Origin of the sequence: Castellaniella denitrificans, from assembly GCF_042653765.1 — a bacterium.
Taxonomy (GTDB): domain Bacteria; phylum Pseudomonadota; class Gammaproteobacteria; order Burkholderiales; family Burkholderiaceae_B; genus Castellaniella; species Castellaniella denitrificans.
On the sequence record NZ_JBHSEZ010000006.1, the window covers coordinates 173,471 to 193,825 of the forward strand.

General features: G+C 71.1%; 15 protein-coding genes. All 15 read left to right on the forward strand.

Annotated features, from left to right (window positions below):
- Positions 1–32: 32 nt before the first annotated feature.
- The gene (locus ACFO27_RS09425; protein WP_376817122.1) at positions 33–275 is read left to right on the forward strand and encodes a phosphopantetheine-binding protein; all 243 of its coding nucleotides are present in this window, start codon (positions 33–35) and stop codon (positions 273–275) included.
- A complete protein-coding gene (locus ACFO27_RS09430; protein WP_376817123.1) occupies positions 272–4,288 on the forward strand; it encodes an amino acid adenylation domain-containing protein in 4,017 nt (1,338 codons plus the stop codon). Before ACFO27_RS09425 ends, ACFO27_RS09430 begins: the two co-directional genes overlap by 4 nt.
- Positions 4,289–4,328: 40 nt before the next feature.
- Complete coding sequence (locus tag ACFO27_RS09435; protein WP_376817124.1) at positions 4,329–5,456, forward strand: YncE family protein; 1,128 nt, start codon at positions 4,329–4,331, stop codon at positions 5,454–5,456.
- A gap of 2 nt (positions 5,457–5,458) precedes the next feature.
- Positions 5,459–6,652, forward strand: a complete 1,194-nt coding sequence (locus ACFO27_RS09440; protein WP_376817125.1) for an isochorismate synthase — start codon at positions 5,459–5,461, stop codon at positions 6,650–6,652.
- 34 nt (positions 6,653–6,686) lie between these two features.
- Entirely contained in the window at positions 6,687–7,364 is a 678-nt protein-coding gene (locus ACFO27_RS09445; protein WP_376817126.1) for an isochorismatase family protein, read from the forward strand.
- Entirely contained in the window at positions 7,361–8,200 is an 840-nt protein-coding gene (locus ACFO27_RS09450) for a 2,3-dihydro-2,3-dihydroxybenzoate dehydrogenase (RefSeq protein WP_376817127.1), read from the forward strand. The genes ACFO27_RS09445 and ACFO27_RS09450 overlap by 4 nt, the downstream gene beginning before the upstream one ends.
- A 313-nt stretch (positions 8,201–8,513) precedes the next feature.
- Positions 8,514–13,247 carry a glutamate synthase-related protein gene (locus ACFO27_RS09455; protein ID WP_376817128.1) on the forward strand — a complete coding sequence of 1,578 codons (4,734 nt, stop codon included), beginning with the start codon at positions 8,514–8,516 and terminating at the stop codon, positions 13,245–13,247.
- 14 nt (positions 13,248–13,261) lie between these two features.
- Positions 13,262–14,725 (forward strand): glutamate synthase subunit beta, encoded by a 1,464-nt coding sequence (locus ACFO27_RS09460; RefSeq protein WP_376817129.1) that lies wholly within the window; start codon positions 13,262–13,264, stop codon positions 14,723–14,725.
- Positions 14,726–14,822: 97 nt separating this feature from the next.
- Positions 14,823–15,644 (forward strand): ABC transporter ATP-binding protein, encoded by an 822-nt coding sequence (locus tag ACFO27_RS09465; RefSeq protein ID WP_376817130.1) that lies wholly within the window; start codon positions 14,823–14,825, stop codon positions 15,642–15,644.
- Between the two features lie 28 nt (positions 15,645–15,672).
- On the forward strand, positions 15,673–16,461 hold the full coding sequence (gene mlaE, locus ACFO27_RS09470) for a lipid asymmetry maintenance ABC transporter permease subunit MlaE (protein ID WP_376817131.1): 789 nt from the start codon (positions 15,673–15,675) through the stop codon (positions 16,459–16,461).
- Between the two features lie 36 nt (positions 16,462–16,497).
- Complete coding sequence (gene mlaD, locus ACFO27_RS09475; protein ID WP_376817132.1) at positions 16,498–17,010, forward strand: outer membrane lipid asymmetry maintenance protein MlaD; 513 nt, start codon at positions 16,498–16,500, stop codon at positions 17,008–17,010.
- 64 nt (positions 17,011–17,074) lie between these two features.
- Positions 17,075–17,917: an MlaA family lipoprotein gene (locus ACFO27_RS09480; RefSeq protein ID WP_376817133.1), complete on the forward strand. Its 843-nt coding sequence runs from the start codon at positions 17,075–17,077 to the stop codon at positions 17,915–17,917.
- 76 nt (positions 17,918–17,993) lie between these two features.
- A complete protein-coding gene (locus ACFO27_RS09485) occupies positions 17,994–18,641 on the forward strand; it encodes an MlaC/ttg2D family ABC transporter substrate-binding protein (RefSeq protein WP_376817134.1) in 648 nt (215 codons plus the stop codon).
- Positions 18,642–18,775: 134 nt separating this feature from the next.
- On the forward strand, positions 18,776–19,567 hold the full coding sequence (locus tag ACFO27_RS09490; RefSeq protein WP_376817135.1) for an ABC transporter ATP-binding protein: 792 nt from the start codon (positions 18,776–18,778) through the stop codon (positions 19,565–19,567).
- A 29-nt stretch (positions 19,568–19,596) separates the two neighbouring features.
- Entirely contained in the window at positions 19,597–20,355 is a 759-nt protein-coding gene (locus tag ACFO27_RS09495) for an ABC transporter permease (RefSeq protein ID WP_376817184.1), read from the forward strand.

Sequence of the window (20,355 nt, forward strand, 5' to 3'; positions counted from 1 at the left end):
GCGCCCGACTTTCACCGACACGAAGCACCGACATGACCGCCCTCAGCCTCGAATCCATGCGCGCCGACATCGCCCGCATGCTGCACGAATCGCCCGACGACATCCGGGACGACGACAACCTGATGGACCTGGGCCTGGATTCCATGCGCCTGATGAAGCTGGCCGCGCAATGGCGCGAGGCCGGCGCGCGGCTGGAATTCGCCGATCTGGCCGCCGACGCCACCCTGGCGCACTGGTGGGCGATCGTGGCGCGCGGCCTGGCGCGCGAGGCATGAACCAGCAACCCGACCGGACGGCCGCCGGCGGGATGGCCCAGGCCATGCCCGCCGCCGATCCGGCCTGGGCTCCGCTGACCGAGGCCCAGGAAGGCCTGTGGTACGCCCAGCGCCTGGACCCGGCCAATCCGATCTTCAACCCGGCGCACCGCACCACGCTGCGCGGTCCGCTGGACGTGCCGCGCTTCGAGCGGGCCGTGAACCAGGCGCTGGCCGAGGCCGAATCCCTGTCCCTGCGCTTCGAGGGCCGCCCCGACGGCCCGGCGCAATGCATCGACCCCGCACGCGCGCCGCGCCTGGAAATCCGCGACTTGCGCCACCTGCCGGAAACGCAGGCGCACGCGCGGGCGGACGACTGGATCCGGGGCGACCTGCGGCGGCCCGTCGATCCCGTGCGCGATCCCCTGTCGCGCCAGGTCCTGTTCCTGTGCGGTCCGGCGCTGGCGCTGTGGTACCAGCGCGTGCACCACCTGGCCGCCGATGGCTACGGCATGGCCCTGATCGAGGGCCGCGCCATCCGCCTCTACCGGGCGCTGGGCGAAGGCGCCGCCGACCGCGAGCCGCCGCTGGCGCCGCTGGCGCCGGTCTGGGACGAGGACCGCGCCTGGCGCGCCGATCCGAAGCGCGCGCAGGCCCGTGAATTCTGGCTGGCGCAATGCGCGGGCCACGTGCCCGCCGCCAGCCTGGCCGCCGGGTCGGCGCTGAGCGCCCATGACTGCCTGCGCATGGAGCACGAGGCGCCCGCCACGCTGGTCGAGTCGCTGCGGGCACTGGAGGCCGCCACCGAAATCGGCTGGCCCGACATCCTCACCGCCCTGGGCGCCGCCTACGTGGCGCGCCACCTGGGGCCGTCCGAATGCGTGACGGGGGTGCCCGCCATGGGCCGCCTGGGCAGCAGGAGCGCCCGGGCCGTGGCGACCGTGATGAACGTGCTGCCCTGGGCCTGGACTCCGGACGAGGACGCCCCGCTGGCCGACACGCTGCGGGACGCCGCCCGATCGCTGCGCGGCCTGCGGCGCCACAGCCGCTACCGCGCCGAGCACCTGCGCCGCGACCTGGCGCTGCCGGGCGGCCTGCCGCGCCTGCACGGCCCGATCCTGAACATCCTGCCCTTCGACGCGCCCTACGCGGCCGCCGGGCTGGACGCCTCGCAGGCCGTGCTGTGCACCGGCCCGGTCGAGGACCTGACCATCGGCTTCCGGGCGGCGCCCGACGGCGGCGGCCTGCGCATCGAACTGGAGGCCAATCCCGCCCTGTACGCCCCGGACCAGGTCCATGCCCACCTGCGGCGCCTGACGGCCTTCCTGGAGGCCGCCCTGGCCGCCCCCCGCCTCGCCGGCGTGCCCACCCTGACGGCGGACGAGCACGAACGCTGGGCGCTGGCGCCCAACCGCACCGACCATGCCGTGCCCGCCGGCACGCTCTGGACGCGCATCCGCGACCGGCTGCGCGCCGAGCCCGGCCGCGTCGGCCTGGAAGACGAAGCGGGCGCCTGGACCTATGCCGACATCGACGCCTGGACGGCGCGCGCGGCGCGGCGCCTGCGCGCCCTGGGCGCGGGCCCCGGCGCCCTGGCGGCCGTGGCCCTGCCGCGCTCGGCGCGGCGCGTGCTGTGCATGCTGGCGATCCTGCGCAGCGGCGCGGCCTACCTGCCCCTGGACCCGCGCCAGCCGGCCGCGCGCCTGCGCGGCATCCTGGGCGATGCCCGCGCCCGCGTCCTGATCGGCCCCGCCGCGCTGTGCGAGGGACTGGACACCCGGCCGCTGGCGGCGGACACGCTGGGCGACGCGGACACAGGGTCCGGTCCAGCGGACCTCGACGCCTCCACGGCGGACGAGGCGGCGGCCGGCGCCGGCCCCGAAGACCCCGCCTACGTCATCTACACCTCCGGCTCGACCGGCGCGCCCAAGGGCGCCATCGTGCCCCACGCGGCCATCGTCAACCGGCTGGAATGGATGCGCGCGCACTACGCCATCGGACCGGACGACCGCATCCTGCAGAAGACCCCGGCGACCTTCGACGTGTCCGTCTGGGAACTGTTCCTGCCCTTCCTGAGCGGCGCCCGCCTGGTGGTCGCCCCGCCCGACGCGCACCGCGACCCGGCCTGGCTGTGCCGGCTGGTGCGCGAACGGCGCATCACCGTGATGCACTTCGTGCCGTCCATGCTGGCCGCCGTGCTGGACGAGCCCGCCGCCCGGGGCCTGGAGGCCCGCCTGGTGTTCTGCAGCGGCGAGGCCCTGTCCGCCGCGCTGCGCGACCGCTTCCACCGCACGATCCGGGCGGAACTGCACAACCTGTACGGCCCGACCGAGGCCGCCGTGGACGTGTCCCACTGGCCGGCCGGCGCGGACGACGACAGCCAGCCCGTCCCCATCGGCTGGCCGGTCTGGAACACCCGGCTGCACGTGCTGGACGACCGGCTGCGGCCCGTGCCGCCCGGCACGCCCGGCCAGCTGTACCTGGGTGGCCGCCAGCTGGCGACCGGCTACCTGGGCCGGCCCGACCTGACGGCCGAACGCTTCGTCCCGGCCCCGGCCGGCCTGCCGGACGACCGGCTGTACGCCACCGGCGACCTGGCCGCGCGGCGCGAGGACGGTGCCGTGGTCTACCTGGGCCGCCTGGACCATCAGGTCAAGCTGCGCGGCCAGCGCATCGAGCTGGGCGAAATCGAAGCCGTGCTGGCGTCCCACCCGGACGTCGCCCAGGCGGCCGTCCTGGCCCGCGAGGACCGGCCCGGCCAGACGCTGCTGGCGGCCTACGTGGTACCCGAGCCCGGCCGCCCCTTCGACCGCGACGCCCTGGCGGCCCACATGGCCGGCCGCCTGCCGGACTACATGGTGCCGACCGCCTGGGTGCCGCTGGCGGCGCTGCCGGTCACGGCCAACGGCAAGCTCGACCGCAAGGCGCTGCCCGCCCCCGAACTGTCCGGACCGGAGACGTCCCGCCCCCCGCGCACCGCCGCCGAACGCCGGGTGGCCGAGGCCTTCCGCGCCGTGCTGGGGCTGCCGGAGCTGCCGGGTGCGGACGATGATTTCTTCGCCCTGGGCGGGCATTCGCTGCTGGCGGCGCGCCTGGCCCTGGCGCTGCGCGACGGCCACGACCTCTCGCTAGGCACGGTCTTCCAATACCCCACGGTGGCCCGCCTGGCCGCCCACCTGGAGGACGAGGGCGGACGCGCGGAGAGCGCCGCGCAGGCCGGCTTCGGTCCCGTCGTGACCCTGCGCGAGGCCGCCGGCCGCCCGGCGCTGTTCTGCATCCACCCGGCCGGCGGCCTGTCCTGGTGCTACGGCACGCTGGCCCGCGCCCTGCCCACGCCGCGCACGGTCCACGGCCTGCAGGCGCCCGCCCTGGCCCTGGACGGCGGCGCGCCCGCCGACAGCCTGGCCGACATGGCGCGCAACTATGCCGACCGGGTGCTGGCGCTGCAGGCCGAAGGCCCGTACCACTTGGCCGGCTGGTCCGTGGGCGGCATCCTGGCCCAGGCCGTGGCCGCCGAGCTCCAGGCGCGCGGCCGGTCCGTGGGCGTGGTCGCCCTGCTGGACGCCTATCCCTGCGAGGCCTGGCGGGACCGTCCCGAGCCCGCCCCCGAGGACCTGTACAAGGCGCTGCTGCACATCGCCGGCGCCGATCCGCACGCCCTGCCGCCGGAACGCCTGAACCGGCGCGGCGTCGTCGAATTCCTGCGCGCCCAGGGCCATCCGCTGGGCGAACTGTCCGACACGCGGCTGGACGCGGTCTTCGAGACCGTCGGCCACACCAACCGCCTGGTGCGCGGCCACCGGCACGCGCGCTACGAAGGCGCGGCGCTGCACTTCCAGGCCGCCCTGGACCACGCCGACTCCGGCCTGGATCCGCGCATGTGGCGGCCGCACGTCGGCACGCTGACCTGCCATGCGGTGGACAGCACCCATGCCGGCCTGCCGGGCGCCGCCGCGACGGCCTGCATCGCGCCCATTCTGGACGCCTGCCTGCGGACGGCCGACCGCCCGGCGCCGGTCGCCGCAACCGCATGAACCTCTTTTCCACCGTCATCCAATCGCACGAGGAACCCGCATGAACACGCATCCCACTTCCCACCCGGCGCTGCGGCGCGGCGCCCGCGCCCTGCTGGCCGGCGCCGCCCTGGCCCTGGCCGCCGGCTGCGCGGCCACGGGCCCGGACACGCGGCAATCCGCGCCCGCGGCCCCGGCCGCCGCCGCGCCGACCTGGTCCGTCGCGGCGACGGCCGTCGACATGCCCCCGGGCGTCTACCAGGGCGCCTACAGCGCGCGCGCGCAGCGCCTGTTCGTGACCTCGGCCATCGGCCGCCCGCCGGTGAAGGAATCGCGCCTGCTCGCCATCGATCCATCCAGCCTGCGCGTCGTCGCCTCCGTCGTCCCGGCCCTGCAGGCCAGCCGCACGGATGGCCAGGTGGAGGCCGTCTACGGCCTGACGGTGGACGACGCCCGCAGCCAGATCTGGACCACGAACACCCGCAGCGGCTCGGTCGCCGTCTACCGGGAGTCGGACCTGTCCCTGGTCAAGCAGTTCCCCGACGACGTGACGCCGCACGCGCGCGACGTGCTGGTCGACGCCGCGCACAACCGCGCCTACGTCTCCTCGCCAGCCTCCAACGTCATCCACGTGTTCGACAGCGCCACGCTGCAACCGCTGCCCGGCATCACGCTCACCGGCGCTGGCGAAGCGCCCAAGCCGATGAGCCTGACGCTGGACGCCGACCATCAGCGCCTGTACACCGTCAGCCTGAACACGGCCGAAGTCTTCGCCATCGACACGGCCACCGGCCGGCAGGCCGCCCGCTACACCGTGCCCGGCGCCCAGGGCGCCTCCGGCATCGCCGTGGACGGCCAGGCGCAGCGGATCTACGTGGCGGCCCAGAAATCCGGCGACCTGACGGTGCTGGACGCCCGGGACGGCCGGGTCCTGCAACACCTGGCGACCGGTGCCGGCGCCCTGAACGTCGCCTTCGATCCGGTCCACCGCCTGGCCTACGTCGCCAACCGCGGCGCGGGCACCGTCACCGTCGTGGACGAACACGGCGTGATCCAGGCCCAGGTGGACACCGGATCCGCCCCGAACCACATCGCCCTGGATCCGCGGGGCGATGCCTGGGTGCTGGTGAAAAAGAGCAAGGACGACCCGCGTGGCGACCGCCTGGTGCGCATCGAGGTCCGCCGCTGATCATGGACATGCTTGCCCGCACGCCCCCGGATCCGCGCACCGGCGCCCTGGCCGGCTTCCAGCCGGGCGACAGCCTGTTCACCGCGCAGGGCCTGGGGTTCCATGGCCAGGGCTGCCTGCTGCAGGCCGCTCCCCGAGAGGACGTGGGCGCCTGCGCCGCCCGCCTGCTCGCGCAAGCGGCCGAGATGCGCGCCGGAACGGGAACGGATGCGCCGGACGCGGACGGCGCGCGCGCCCTGCTGCTGGGCCTGCTGCCCTACGATCCGGACGGTCCGGCGCCGGCCCTGCTGCGCGTGCCCCGGACGCTGCGGCGCATCGCCGCGCCGCACGACCTGCCGCCCGCGCGGCGCGGCGCCATCCTCCGGCGCCGGGAACACCCCGACCAGGCCGGGTACGAGCGCAGCGTGGGCGCGGCGCTCGAACGGCTCGGCCGCGGCGACGGCCTGCGCAAGCTGGTGCTGTCCCGCACCCTGGAACTGGAACTGGACCGCCCCCTGGACCTGCCCGAAGTCCTGGCGCGGTTGTGGCGGGCCAGCCCGCACGGCCACACCTACGCGCTGCCCGTGTCCGGGACCGGACAGGACTATTTCCTGGGCGCCAGCCCCGAACTGCTGGTGCGCCGGGAAGGCCGCCGGGTGCGCGTGCATCCCCTGGCGGGCACGGCCGCGCGCCATCCCGACGCCGCCGAGGACGCCCGCATCGCCCAGGCGCTGCTGGACTCGCCCAAGGACCGGCTGGAGCACGCCGTCGTGGTCGAGGCCATCGAAGCCGCGCTGCGGCCCCTGTGCCGCACGCTGGACATCCCCGCGCGGCCCGGCCTGACCTCGACCGCCCGGCTCTGGCACCTGGGCACCCTGATCGAGGGCGAGCTGGCCGATCCCGCCATCAGCGCCCTGGACCTCGCCATCGCCCTGCACCCCACCCCGGCCGTCTGCGGCCTGCCCACGGCGGACGCCCGGCGCGCCATCGCGGGGCTCGAGCCCTTCGAGCGCGGCTACTTCGCCGGGGCCGTCGGCTGGTGCGACGCGGCCGGCGACGGCGCCTGGGCGGTCGCCATCCGCTGCGCCCAGGCCAGCGGCCGCCGGCTCACCCTCTCGGCCGGCGCGGGCATCGTCCCCGGCTCGGTCCCCGAGCTCGAATACCAGGAAACCGGCAACAAGCTGCGCACCGTCCTGGACGCGCTGGGGCTTCTTTAAAGCCGCCAGCCCGCCCCTTCCGGAGTTTCGTTTCATGAGCATCCCCTCCCTGCCGTCCTATGCCATGCCCCACGAGCCCGCGAGCAACCGCGTGGGCTGGCGTCCCGACGCGCGCCGCGCCGCCCTGCTGATCCACGACATGCAGGACTATTTCCTGAGCAAGTACGATGTGACGCAGGCGCCGATCCCCGACCTGATCACCGCCATCGTCCACCTGCGAGATCGCTGCCGCGACCTCGGCATCCCCGTGTTCTACACCGCCCAGCCGCCCGTGCAGCCCGAGGCCGACCGGGCGCTGCTGAACGACTTCTGGGGGCCGGGCCTGACCGCGCCGGAACACCGCGACGGCGCGCGCATCGTCGCGGCGCTGAGCCCGCGTCCGGGAGATACCGTACTGACCAAGTGGCGCTACAGCGCCTTCCAGCGCTCCGACCTGCGGGAACGGCTGCGCGCCCAGGACCGCGACCAGCTCATCATCACCGGCGTCTACGCCCACATCGGCTGCCTGGCCACCGCGCTGGAAGCCTTCATGCAGGACGTCCAGCCCTTCCTGGCCATCGACGCCTGCGCCGACTTCAGCCTGGAAGACCATCGGATGGCCATCACCCACGTCGCGCGCCGCTGCGGCGTGAGCCTGACCCTGGACGAGATCTTCAACGCCCTGGCGCGGGACGCCGCAATCCCCTCCACCCGCGAGACCCACGCATCATGAACGCCCTGCCCGACACCGACCCGGCCGCGCACCGCCAGGACGACTTCCCGGACCGCCACATCCTCGTCACCGGCGCCGCCAGCGGCATCGGCGCCGCCGTCGCCCGGCAGCTGCTCGCCCGGGGCGCCCGCGTCTCCGCCGTCGACCTCGACGAAGCCGGCCTGCAACGCCTGCATGCGCATGCGGCGGACGCCGCCTCCGGCGGCACCGACCTGTCCGGCCGCCTGTGGACCGCCCCCCTGGACGTGCGCGACGCCGCGCGGGTCGAACACGTCGTCGCCCAGGCCGAGGCCGCCCTGGGACCGCTCCACGGCCTGGCCAGCGTCGCCGGCGTCCTGGAAATGGGCGACGTCGCCGACCTGGACGACGCCCAATGGGCGCACTGCTTCGACGTCAACGCCACCGGCGTCTTCCACGTCTGCCGCGCCGTCGCCCGCCGCCTGCGCGAACGCCGCGACGGCGCCATCGTCGCCGTCAGCTCCAACGCCGCCACCACGCCGCGCGCCGGCATGGCCGCCTACGCCGCCTCCAAGGCCGCCGCCACCCAGCTCGCCCGCTGCCTGGGCCTGGAGCTGGCCCCGCACGGCATCCGGGTCAACATCGTTTCGCCCGGCTCCACCGACACCGCCATGCAGCAGGCCATGTGGGCGCTGGGCAGCTCGCGCGAAGCCGTCATCGCCGGCGACCCCGCCCGCTGGCGCCTGGGCATCCCCCTGGCCAAGATCGCCGCCCCCGACGAAATCGCCCACGCCGTCCTGTTCCTGCTCTCCGACCAGGCCAGCCACATCACCCTGCACGATCTGCGGGTGGACGGCGGCGCGACGCTGGATAGGTGAACCTGCGTCTTGCGCCGCGCCTTCGGCTTGCTGCCCCCCAAGGGGGTGCTTTTTGCCTTGGGACGGCCCGGCGGCAAAAAAATCCGCCACCCTTCCATCGGGGTTTTCCCTGGATCCTGAAAACCAGCTGTCCACGACAATACCTATTTTTCATTCGACTTGATATGTCCCTATATATCAAACATCGATGAAATGCCATCTATAAATAGGGACACATCAAAAGAAAATCCTATTGTCACCAAGGACTTGGAGCGGTAATTTCCACCTTCTGCCGTTCGGAACGGCACCCGTGTTCCGCCTCGCGAGTCCCATCATGACCCACCCCGCCTCCTGTCCCCCCGGCCTGCCGGCCGCCCAGGGTCTGTACCGCCCCGAACAAGAGCACGACGCCTGCGGCGTCGGCTTCGTCGCCCACATCAAGGGCCACAAGAGCCACGCCGTCATCCAGCAGGCCCTCAAGATCCTGGAAAACCTCGATCACCGGGGCGCCGTCGGCGCCGACGAGCTCATGGGCGACGGCGCGGGCATCCTCATCCAGATCCCCGACCAGCTCTACCGCGAGGAAATGGCCGCCCAGGGCGTCACCCTGCCGCAGCCCGACGACTACGGCGTCGCCATGGTGTTCCTGCCCAAGGAAACCGCCTCGCGCCTGGCCTGCGAGCGCGAGCTCGAACGCGCCGTGCGCGACGAGGGACAGGTCGTGCTCGGCTGGCGCGACGTCCCCGTCGACCGCGACATGAAGATGTCGCCCGCCGTGCGGGCCTGCGAACCCGTCATCCGCCAGCTCTTCATCGGCCGCGGGCACGACATCATGGTGCCCGACGCCCTGGAGCGCAAACTCTACGTCATCCGCAAGACCGCCAGCCACGCCATCCAGCGCATGCAGCTCGCGCACGGCCAGGAATACTTCGTGCCCTCGATCTCGGTGCGCACCGTGGTCTACAAGGGCCTGCTGCTGGCCAACCAGGTGGGCCTGTACTACCGCGACCTGGCCGACACCCGCGCCGTCTCGGCCCTGGCCCTGGTGCACCAGCGCTTCTCCACCAACACCTTCCCGGCCTGGCCGCTCGCGCACCCCTACCGCATGATCGCCCACAACGGCGAGATCAACACCGTCAAGGGCAACTTCAACTGGCTGCGCGCCCGCGAAGGCGCGATGAGCTCGGCCGTGCTGGGCGAGGACCTGGGCAAGCTCTATCCCATCGTCTACGAAGGCCAGTCCGACACCGCCACCTTCGACAACTGCCTGGAACTGCTGGTCATGTCGGGCTATTCCCTGGCCCACGCCATGATGATCATGATCCCGGAGGCCTGGGAGCAGCACGCCGACATGGACGAGTCGCGGCGCGCCTTCTACGAATACCACGCCGCCCTGATGGAGCCCTGGGACGGTCCCGCCGCCGTGGCCTTCACCGACGGGCGCCAGATCGGCGCCACGCTGGACCGCAACGGCCTGCGCCCGGCGCGCTACCTGATCACCGACGACAACATGGTGATCCTGGCGTCCGAGGCCGGCACGCTGCCGATCCCCGAGCACCGCATCGTCAAGAAATGGCGCCTGCAGCCCGGCCGCATGCTGCTGATCGACCTGCAGCAGGGCCGCATCATCGAGGACGAGGAAATCAAGTCCCAGCTGGCCAACGCGCACCCCTACCCGCAGTGGATCGAGCGCCTGCGCCTGAAGCTGGACGACCTGCCCGCCCTGAAGGCCGACGACCTGCCCGAGCCCTCCGCCAGCCTGCTGGACCGCCAGCAGGCCTTCGGCTGGACCCAGGAGGACTTCAAGTTCATCCTGGAACCGATGGCGAAGAACGGCGAGGAAGCCATCGGCTCCATGGGCAACGACGCGCCGCTGACCGTGCTGTCGGACCGGCCCAAGCCCTTCTACAACTATTTCCGCCAGATGTTCGCCCAGGTGACCAACCCGCCGATCGACCCGATCCGCGAGCAGATGGTCATGTCGCTGGTGTCCTTCATCGGACCCAAGCCCAACCTGCTGGACATCAACAACGTCAACCCGCCGCTGCGCCTGGAGATCAGCCAGCCGGTGCTGGACCGGGCCGCCATGGCCCAGCTGCGCCACATCAGCCGCCAGACCGGCGACAAGTTCCGCTGCTGCGAACTGGACATCGTCTACCCGGTGGCCTGGGGCCGCGAGGGCATCGAGGCCTGCCTGGCCTCGCTGTGCGCGACCGCGGCCGACGCGGTGCTGAGCGGCGACAACATCCTGCTGCTCAGCGACCGCCGCGTGGACGCGGATCACGTCGCGATCCCCGCGCTGCTGGCCACGTCGGCCATCCACCAGCACCTGATCCGCGCCGGCCTGCGCACCCGCACCGGCCTGATCGTGGAAACCGGCTCGGCGCGCGAGACGCACCATTTCGCGCTGCTGGGCGGCTACGGCGCCGAGGCCGTGCATCCCTGGCTGGCGCTGGAGACCCTCGCCGCGGGGGTGGGCCCCCATGCGGAGCCCGGCTCCCCGGCGGCGCTCACCGACGCCGCCAAGGCCACCGAGAACTACATCAAGGCGATCGGCAAGGGACTGAAGAAGGTCATGTCCAAGATGGGCATCTCGACCTACATGTCCTACACCGGCGCGCAGATCTTCGAGGCGGTGGGCCTGCACGACAGCCTGGTGAAGAAATACTTCACCGGCACGCCCAGCAACATCTCGGGCATCGACATCTTCCAGGTGGCGGAGGAAGCCCTGCGCACCCACCAGGCGGCCTTCAGCGCCGATCCGGTGCTGGCCGGCGCGCTGGACGAGGGCGGCGAATACGCCTTCCGCATCCGCGGCGAACAGCACCTGTGGACGCCGGACTCGATCGCCAAGCTGCAGCACGCCACGCGCGCCAACAATTATTCGACCTTCAAGGAATACGCCCAGCTCATCAACGACCAGTCGCGCCGCCACATGACGCTGCGCGGCCTGTTCGAGTTCCGCGTCGATCCGGCCAAGGCCATCCCCCTGTCGGAGGTCGAACCCGCCAAGGAAATCGTCAAGCGCTTCGCCACCGGCGCCATGTCGCTAGGCTCGATCTCCACCGAGGCGCACGCCACCCTGGCCGTGGCCATGAACCGCATCGGCGGCAAGTCCAACACCGGCGAGGGCGGCGAGGACGCGCTGCGCTACCGCGCCGAGATGCGGGCCGGCAAGCCCACGGTGAGGAAGGGCGACACCATCGCGTCCGTCCTGGGCCAGGACCGCATCGTCGCCGACATCCCGCTGGCGGCCGGCGATTCGCTGCGCTCGCGCATCAAGCAGGTGGCCTCGGGGCGCTTCGGCGTCACGGCCGAATACCTGTGCAGCGCCGACCAGATCCAGATCAAGATGGCCCAGGGCGCCAAGCCCGGCGAAGGCGGGCAGCTGCCGGGCCACAAGGTCACGGACTACATCGCCCAGCTGCGCTATTCGGTGCCGGGCGTGGGCCTGATCTCGCCCCCGCCGCACCACGACATCTATTCGATCGAGGACCTGGCGCAGCTGATCCACGACCTGAAGAACGTCAACGAGCGCGCCTCGATCTCGGTGAAGCTGGTGGCGGAGGTCGGCGTGGGCACGGTGGCCACCGGCGTGGCCAAGGCCAAGGCCGACCACGTGGTCATCGCCGGCCATGACGGCGGCACGGGCGCCTCGCCCGTGTCCTCGATCAAGCACGCCGGCATCCCCTGGGAACTGGGCCTGGCCGAGACGCAGCAGACCCTGGTGCTGAACCGCCTGCGCAGCCGCATCCGCGTGCAGGCCGACGGCCAGATGAAGACCGGCCGCGACGTGGCCATCGCCGCCATGCTGGGGGCCGACGAGGTCGGCTTCGCCACGGCGCCGCTGATCGTCGAAGGCTGCGTCATGATGCGCAAGTGCCACCTGAACACCTGCCCGACGGGGGTCGCCACCCAGGATCCCGAACTGCGCAAGAAGTTCAACGGCAAGCCCGAATACGTCGTCAATTATTTCTTCTTCGTGGCCGAGGAAGTGCGCGAGATCATGGCCCAGCTGGGCATCCGCACCTTCGACGAGCTGATCGGCCGCGTCGACCTGCTCGACATGCGCAAGGGCATCGAGCACTGGAAGGCGCGCGGGCTGGACTTCGGCCGGATCTTCCACCAGGTGCCCACCGAGGACCCGGTGCGCCACGCGCAATCCCAGGACCACGGCCTGTCGCACGCGCTGGACCACCAGCTGATCGAGCGCAGCAAGGCGGCGCTGGAACGCGGCGAGAAAGTGTCCTTCATCACCCCGGTGCGCAACCGCAACCGCACCATCGGCGCGATGCTGTCGGGCGAGGTGGCGCGCCGCTACGGCCATGAAGGACTGCCCGACGACACCATCCACATCCAGTGCAACGGCGCGGCCGGGCAGAGCTTCGGCGCCTTCCTGGCCCACGGCGTGACCCTGGACCTGGTGGGCGAGGCCAACGACTACGTCGGCAAGGGCCTGTCGGGCGGCCGCCTGATCCTGCGCTCGCCCAACGATTTCCGCGGCTTCGGCCCCGACCACATCATCGCCGGCAACACGGTGCTGTACGGCGCCACCGGCGGCGAGGCCTATTTCAACGGCGTGGCCGGCGAACGCTTCGCGGTGCGCAATTCGGGCGCCGCGGCCGTCGTCGAAGGCACGGGCGACCACGGCTGCGAATACATGACGGGCGGCACCGTGGTGGTGCTGGGCGAGACGGGCCGCAATTTCGCGGCCGGCATGTCCGGCGGGATCGCCTACGTCTGGGATCCGGAGCAGGTCTTCGCGCGCCGCTGCAACACCGGCATGGTGCACCTGGACCCGATGGAGACCGACGAGGCCCAGCGGCAGGCCGGCGAGCCGCAGTTCTGGCACAGCCTGGAGCGCAACGGCGCGCGCGAAACCGACGAGACGATCGTGCGCCGCCTGGTGGAAAACCATTTCCGCCACACCGGCAGCTTCCGCGCCCGGGAAATCCTGGAAGACTGGAACCAGGCGCGCCGCGCCTTCGTCAAGGTCACTCCGATCGAATACCGCCGCGCCCTGGGCGAACTGTGGCAGGCGGCCCAGACCCAGGCCCAGGCCGCCTGAAGGAACATCGCATCATGGGAAAAATCACTGGCTTCATGGAATTCGCGCGGGTCAAGCCGGCCTACGAGGCGCCGGAATCCCGCCTGCGCCACTGGAAGGAATTCGTCTCGCCGCTGACCGACGAGCAGGCCCGCATCCAGGGCGCGCGCTGCATGGACTGCGGGGTGCCGTTCTGCACGCACGGCTGCCCGGTCAACAACATCATTCCGGACTGGAACGACCTGGTCTACCGCCAGGACTGGAAGCGCGCGCTCGACGTGCTGCTGTCGACCAACAATTTCCCGGAGTTCACCGGCCGCATCTGCCCCGCGCCCTGCGAGGCGGCCTGTACGCTGAACCTGAACGACACAGCCGTCGGCATCAAGTCGATCGAGCACACGATCATCGAGCGCGGCTGGCAGGAAGGCTGGGTGGTGCCCCAGCCGCCCGCGCGCAAGACGGGCAAGCGGGTCGCCATCGTCGGCTCCGGGCCGGCCGGCCTGGCCTGCGCGCAGCAGCTGGCGCGCGCCGGGCACAGCGTGTCGGTCTATGAAAAGAGCAATCGCATCGGCGGACTGCTGCGCTACGGGATTCCGGACTTCAAGCTGGAAAAGTCGCACATCGACCGGCGCCTGGCGCAGATGGAGGCCGAGGGGGTGGAATTCTTCCCCTCGACCTACGTGGGCCGCGCGGAACACGCGGAAGACGGCCTGACGGTGGTGACGCCCGACGAGCTGCTGGCGCAGCACGACGCGGTGGTGCTGACGGGCGGATCCGAGCAGCCGCGCGACCTGCCGGTGCCGGGCCGCGATCTGCGCGGGGTGCATTTCGCCATGGACTTCCTGCGCCAGCAGAACAAGATCAACCACGGCGACCGGATCGCCAAGCCGATCAGCGCGAAAGGCAAGCACGTGGTGGTGATCGGCGGCGGCGACACGGGGTCGGACTGCGTGGGGACGAGCAACCGCCAGGGGGCGGCGTCGGTGACGCAGTTCGAGCTGATGTTCCGCCCCCCGGAGGAAGAGGACAAGCTGCTGACCTGGCCCTACTGGCCGATCCGCCTGCGCACCTCGTCCTCGCACGAGGAAGGCTGCCAGCGCGACTGGGCGGTGGGCACCCAGGCTTTCGAGGGCAAGGGCGGCAAGGTGGAAAAACTGGTCGCGACGCGCCTGGAGTGGCTGAAGGACAAGGCGACGGGCCAGATGAAGATGCGCGAGGTGAAGGATTCGCAATTCGAGATCCAGGCGGACCTGGTGCTGCTGGCGATGGGCTTCGTGTCGCCGGTGCGTTCGGTGCTGGACGCGTTCGGCGTGGAGGTGGACGGCCGCGGGAACGCGCGGGCGAACACCGACGATTACTGCAGTTCCCGGGCGAAGGTGTTCGCCGCGGGGGACATGCGGCGCGGGCAGTCGCTGGTGGTGTGGGCGATCCGCGAGGGGCGGCAGTGCGCGCGCTCGGTGGACGAGTATCTGATGGGGTCTTCGGTCCTGCCTCGCTGAGGCCCCGATCCCGCCGAGGCGGGCGGGCGCCAGGGAACGTGCGTGGCGGCAAGCCGGGTACAATCAATCCCAAAGACAGGCGTCCGCCCCCCTTCCAATGACCGACACCTCCTCCGATCCCCTTGTCACCTTCGATGGCGTTTCGCTCGGCTACGGCGACTTCACCGTGCTGCGCGGCATCGACCTGCGGGTCATGCCCGGCCAGGTCGTGGCCATGATGGGCGGTTCGGGCTCGGGCAAGACGACGCTGCTGCGGGCCGTGACCGGCCAGCTGCCGGCGCAGGCGGGGCAGATCCGCGTGTTCGGCCAGGACATGGCCCACCTGGACGGCGAGCCGCTGCGCGCCGTGCGCCAGCGGATGGGCGTGCTGTTCCAGAGCGGGGCGCTGTTCACCGACCTGAACGTCTTCGAGAACGTGGCCTTTCCGCTGCGCGAGCACACCCGCATTTCCGAGCAGCAGATCCTGGAACGGGTGCTGGACAAGCTCCAGGCGGTGGGACTGCGGCACGCGGCGCATCTGCGGATCTCGGAGGTTTCCGGCGGGATGGCGCGGCGCGTGGCGCTGGCGCGGGCGATCGTGCTGGAACCGGAACTCATCCTGTACGACGAACCATTCGCGGGGCTGGACCCGATTTCCCTGGGCATCACGGCGCAGCTGATCCGCACGATGACGAACCAGCTGGGCTGCGCGTCGATCCTGATCACGCACGACGTGGAGGAATCGTTCGCCATCGCGGACCAAGTCTACCTGATCGGCCAGGGCCGGCAGATCGCCCGGGGCACGCCGGCGGAACTGTCCGCCTCGCAGGACGAATACCTGCAGCAATTCCTCCAGGGCCGTCCCGACGGACCGATCGGCTTCCACTATCCCCTGACGCCGGCCTTCGAACGCTGGCTGGCCGCCCGGAGGGCCGCATGAGCACGCAGGGCCGCGCCAAGGGGGCGATATGAACGCGTTCGCGAGCCGCATCGCCGCGCTGGGACACGGCTTCGCGGCCATGATCACCGGCCTGGGCGCCTTCGCGCGCCTGCTCGGGGCCATCCTGGCGCGCAGCGGCGTGGTGCTGCGCCGCCCGCGCCTGACGGCCCAGCAGGTCCACTTCATCGGCAACCACTCCCTGCTGATCATCGGGGTCTCGGGCCTGTTCGTGGGCTTCGTGCTGGGCCTGCAGGGCTACTACACGCTGAACCGCTACGGCTCGGAAGAGGCCCTGGGCCTGCTGGTGGCCCTGTCGCTGACGCGCGAACTGGGGCCGGTGGTGACGGCGCTGCTGTTCGCGGGGCGGGCCGGCACGTCGCTGACGGCGGAAATCGGCCTGATGAAGGCCGGCGAGCAGATCTCGGCCATGGAGGTCATGGCCGTGGACCCGATCCGCCGCGTCCTGGCGCCGCGCTTCTGGGGCGGGGTGATCGCCATGCCGGTCCTGGCGGCGGTCTTTTCCATGGTCGGCATCCTGGGCGGCTGGTTCGTGGGCGTGATCCTGATCGGCATCGACCCGGGCGCGTTCTGGTCGCAGATGCAAGGCGGGGTGGACGTCATCGACGACGTGCTCAACGGCGTCATCAAGAGCCTGGTCTTCGGCGTCGTCGTGACCCTGATCGCCCTCTACCAGGGCTGGACGGCGCGCGCCACCCCCGAGGGCGTCTCGCGCGCCACCACCCGCACCGTGGTCAGCGGCGCCCTGGCGGTGCTGGGGCTGGATTTCCTGCTGACGGCGCTGATGTTCGCCCACTAGGGCCTGTTCGCCAACCGAAACCTGCGGAACGAATTCATGACACGTGAAAAAACCGATTTCTGGGTAGGCCTGTTCATCCTGCTGGGCCTGGTCGCCCTGGCGTTCCTGGCGCTGCGCGCCGGCAACATGAGCTCCTTTTCCTTCGCCCCCACCTATCAGGTGCACGCCTATTTCGACAACGTCGGCGGGCTGAAGGTCCGCGCGCCCGTGAAAAGCAGCGGCGTGGTGGTCGGGCGGGTCGCCTCCATCGGCTTCGACAACCAGCGCTTCCAGGCCACGGTCACGCTGGACATGGAGCAGCCCTACGCCTTCCCGAAGGATTCCTCGGCCTCGATCCTGACCTCGGGCCTGCTGGGCGAGCAGTACGTCGGCCTGACCCCTGGGGGCGACGACAAGAACCTGGCCGACGGCGGCACGATCGAATTCACGCAGTCCGCCGTGGTGCTGGAGGACCTGATCAGCAAGTTCCTCTACAACTCGGCCGAAAAGGAAGGCTCGGCGCGAGGCACGGGCGCCGGAGGCGCCGCCGCGCCGGCCACCGGCCATTGACCGGCACCCTTTACAATGTGCGACACCTTGACGTCGCCCCGACACCGACCGCACGAGACACGACATGAATTCCACCGCCCCGACGACGGCGACACCGCGTTCCCGGCGCCTCACGGCCCGTACCGGGCTGGCCCTGGCGACAGCCGCCCTGATGGCCGGCTGCGCCCAGGTGCCGCACCCCTCGCCCAACGATCCCTGGGAATCCTACAACCGCGGCATGTACCGCTTCAACGACACGGTGGACCGCGCCGTGCTCAAGCCCATCGCCACGGGCTATGAAACCGTCACCCCACGCCCGGTGCGCACCTGCATCCACAACATCTTCGGCAACCTGGCCGACGCCTGGTCGGGCATCAACAGCCTGCTGCAGGGACGCGGCCGCGATTTCGTGGATACCTTCGGCCGGGTGCTGTTCAACAGCACGGCGGGCCTGGGCGGCTGCATCGACGTCGCCTCGATGCACGGGGCGCGCAAGATCCCCAACGATTTCGGCATGACGCTGGGCGTGTGGGGCTTCGGCTCCGGCCCGTACGTGGTGCTGCCGTTCCTGGGCTCCAGCACGGTGCGCGACGGCTCCGCCTGGGCCATTTCCCTGGCGTCGCCGGTCTCGCCCACCAGCGCGGTGTTCGCCATCGACAACGTGCCGGTGCGCAACTCGCTGCTGGGCCTGTTCGTCGTGGACACGCGCGCCAACCTGCTGGAAGCCGACCGCCTGGTGGACCAGATCGCGCTCGACAAGTACAGCTTCATCCGCGACGCCTACCTGCAGCGCCGCAAGGCCATGCTGGACAGCCGCCTGCGCAGCGGCCGCGCCTCGACCGCGGACGACCTGGACCGCTCGGCCCCGCCGTCGGCCGACCAGGCCCTGCCGGTCTACGAAGATCCGGACGCGGCGCCGGCGAACTGAACCCGCCCGGGGTCGCGTCCGGCCCGGGCATCGACCCGCCCGCCCCGAGCGGGCGGGCGCCATTATGGAGACGACGATGAGTTTTCCTGCCTTCCTGAAGATCCTGCGCCGGACGGGCGGCCTGTGCCTGCTGGGCGCGGTCCTGGGCCTGTCCGCGGCATCCGCCGGCGCGGCCGAGCGCGCGGTCGATCCCAAGGCCGCGCCGAACGATTTCCTCGAAGCCGTGGCCAACAACATGCTGGACGCGGTGAAGGCCGATCCCCAGGCGCTGCGAGGCGATCCGGGCCACATCGCGGACCTGGTGCGCCGCTACGCGATGCCGTACGTGGACATGAACAAGACGACGCGCCTGGCGGCGGGGCGCTACTGGCGCCAGGCTTCCACGGCCCAGCAGGACGCGCTGATCCAGGCGTTCACGGGAACGCTGATCCGCACCTACAGCGGGGCGTTCACGCGGGTGACGTCGGACACGACGATCTCGCTGCTGCCGTTCCGGGGCGATCCGCAGGCGGACGACGCGGTGGTGCGCACGACGATCTCGCAGCCGAACAGCGCGGCGATCGGGGTGGACTACCGGCTGGAACGGACGGACGCGGGCTGGAAGGTCTACGATCTGAACGTGGAAGGCATCTGGCTGATCCAGAACTACCGCAACCAGTTCGCCTCCGAGATCGGCAGCAACGGGATCGACGGACTGATCAAGGCGCTGAACGCGAAGCAGTGATTTCAAGCTGAACGCGCGGTGGTCGTGTTCCAAACACGCCCGCGCGCGGGCATGAAGGGCGGGGCCGCCCTGTCCGGCGGCCACGACCGCTTATAATGTCTGATGGCGCCCATTCCAGGGCGCATTGCCTGCCCATGCCCGCCCTCGATCTGCAACACGTCTCCAAAGTCTATGCCCCGCGCCAGCGATCCTGGCGCGACCGCCTGAGCGGCCGCCCCGCGTCCGCGGGCTTCCAGGCCCTGCGCGACGTCAACCTGACGGTCGAGCACGGCGAATTCTTCGGCCTGCTGGGCCCCAACGGGGCGGGCAAGACCACGCTGATCTCCATCCTGGCCGGACTGGCCCGCGCCACCCGGGGCAGCGCCCGGGTCTGTGGCCACGACGTGGTCGGCGACTTCCGCCGCGCGCGCCAGTCGCTGGGCGTCGTGCCCCAGGAAATCGTCTACGACCCCTTCTTCACCGTGCGCGAGACCCTGCGGCTGCAGTCGGGGTACTTCGGCCTGCGCGACAACGACGACTGGATCGACGAGATCCTGGACAACCTGGGATTGCTGGACAAGGCCGAGGCCAACATGCGCGAACTGTCGGGCGGCATGAAGCGCCGCGTGCTGGTGGCGCAGGCCCTGGTGCACCGTCCGCCCGTGATCATCCTGGACGAACCCACCGCCGGGGTGGACGTGGACCTGCGCCGCACGCTGTGGGACTTCATCACGCGCCTGAACCAGGCCGGCCACACGATCCTGCTCACCACCCACTACCTGGAAGAAGCCGAATCCCTGTGCGGGCGCGTGGCGATGCTGAAATCAGGCCAGGTCGTGGCGCTGGACACCACCCAGGCGCTGATGGCGCGGGTCGGCGGCGCCGACCTGGAAGACGCCTTCGTGCGCATCATGCACGACGACTCCGTGCTGGAGGCCGAGCTGTGATCCGCCCCGTCTCCCAGGCCCGCCCCGCGATGGGCTCGGGCTTCCCGACCCTGCTGCACAAGGAACTGATGCGCTTCTGGAAGGTCGGCCTGCAGACCATCGCCGCCCCGGTGGTGACGGCGCTGCTGTACCTGCTGATCTTCTCCCACGTGCTGGAGGACCGCGTCCGGGTGTACGACGCGATCTCCTACACCGCCTTCCTGATCCCCGGGCTGATGATGATGAGCATGCTGCAGAACAGCTTCGCCAATCCGTCCTCGTCCCTGATCCAGAGCCGCATCACCGGCAACCTGATCTTCGTGCTGCTGCCGCCGTTCTCCCACCGCCAGATCTTCGCCGCCTACATCCTGGCGGCGGTCGCGCGCGGGCTGACCGTGGGCGCCTGTGTCTGGCTGGTGGCGCTGTTCTTCACGCGCCTGCCGGTCGCGGCCCCCCTGTGGCTGCTGGTCTTCGCGGTGCTGTCGTGCTGGATCCTGGGCGTGCTGGGCCTGATCGCCGGCCTGTGGTCGGAAAAATTCGACCAGCTGGCGGCTTTCCAGAACTTCCTGATCATGCCCGCCACCTTCCTGTCGGGTGTGTTCTACTCGATCCACAGCCTGCCGCCCTTCTGGCAGGAAGTCTCGCGCTGGAATCCGGTCTTCTACATGATCGACGGCTTCCGCTACGGATTCTTCGCGGCGTCCGACATTTCCCCCTGGCGCGGCCTGGCCATCGTGCTGGCCGTCGCCGTGGCCCTGAGCCTGTTCGCCCTGCGCCTGCTGGCGCGCGGCTACAAATTACGGAGCTGA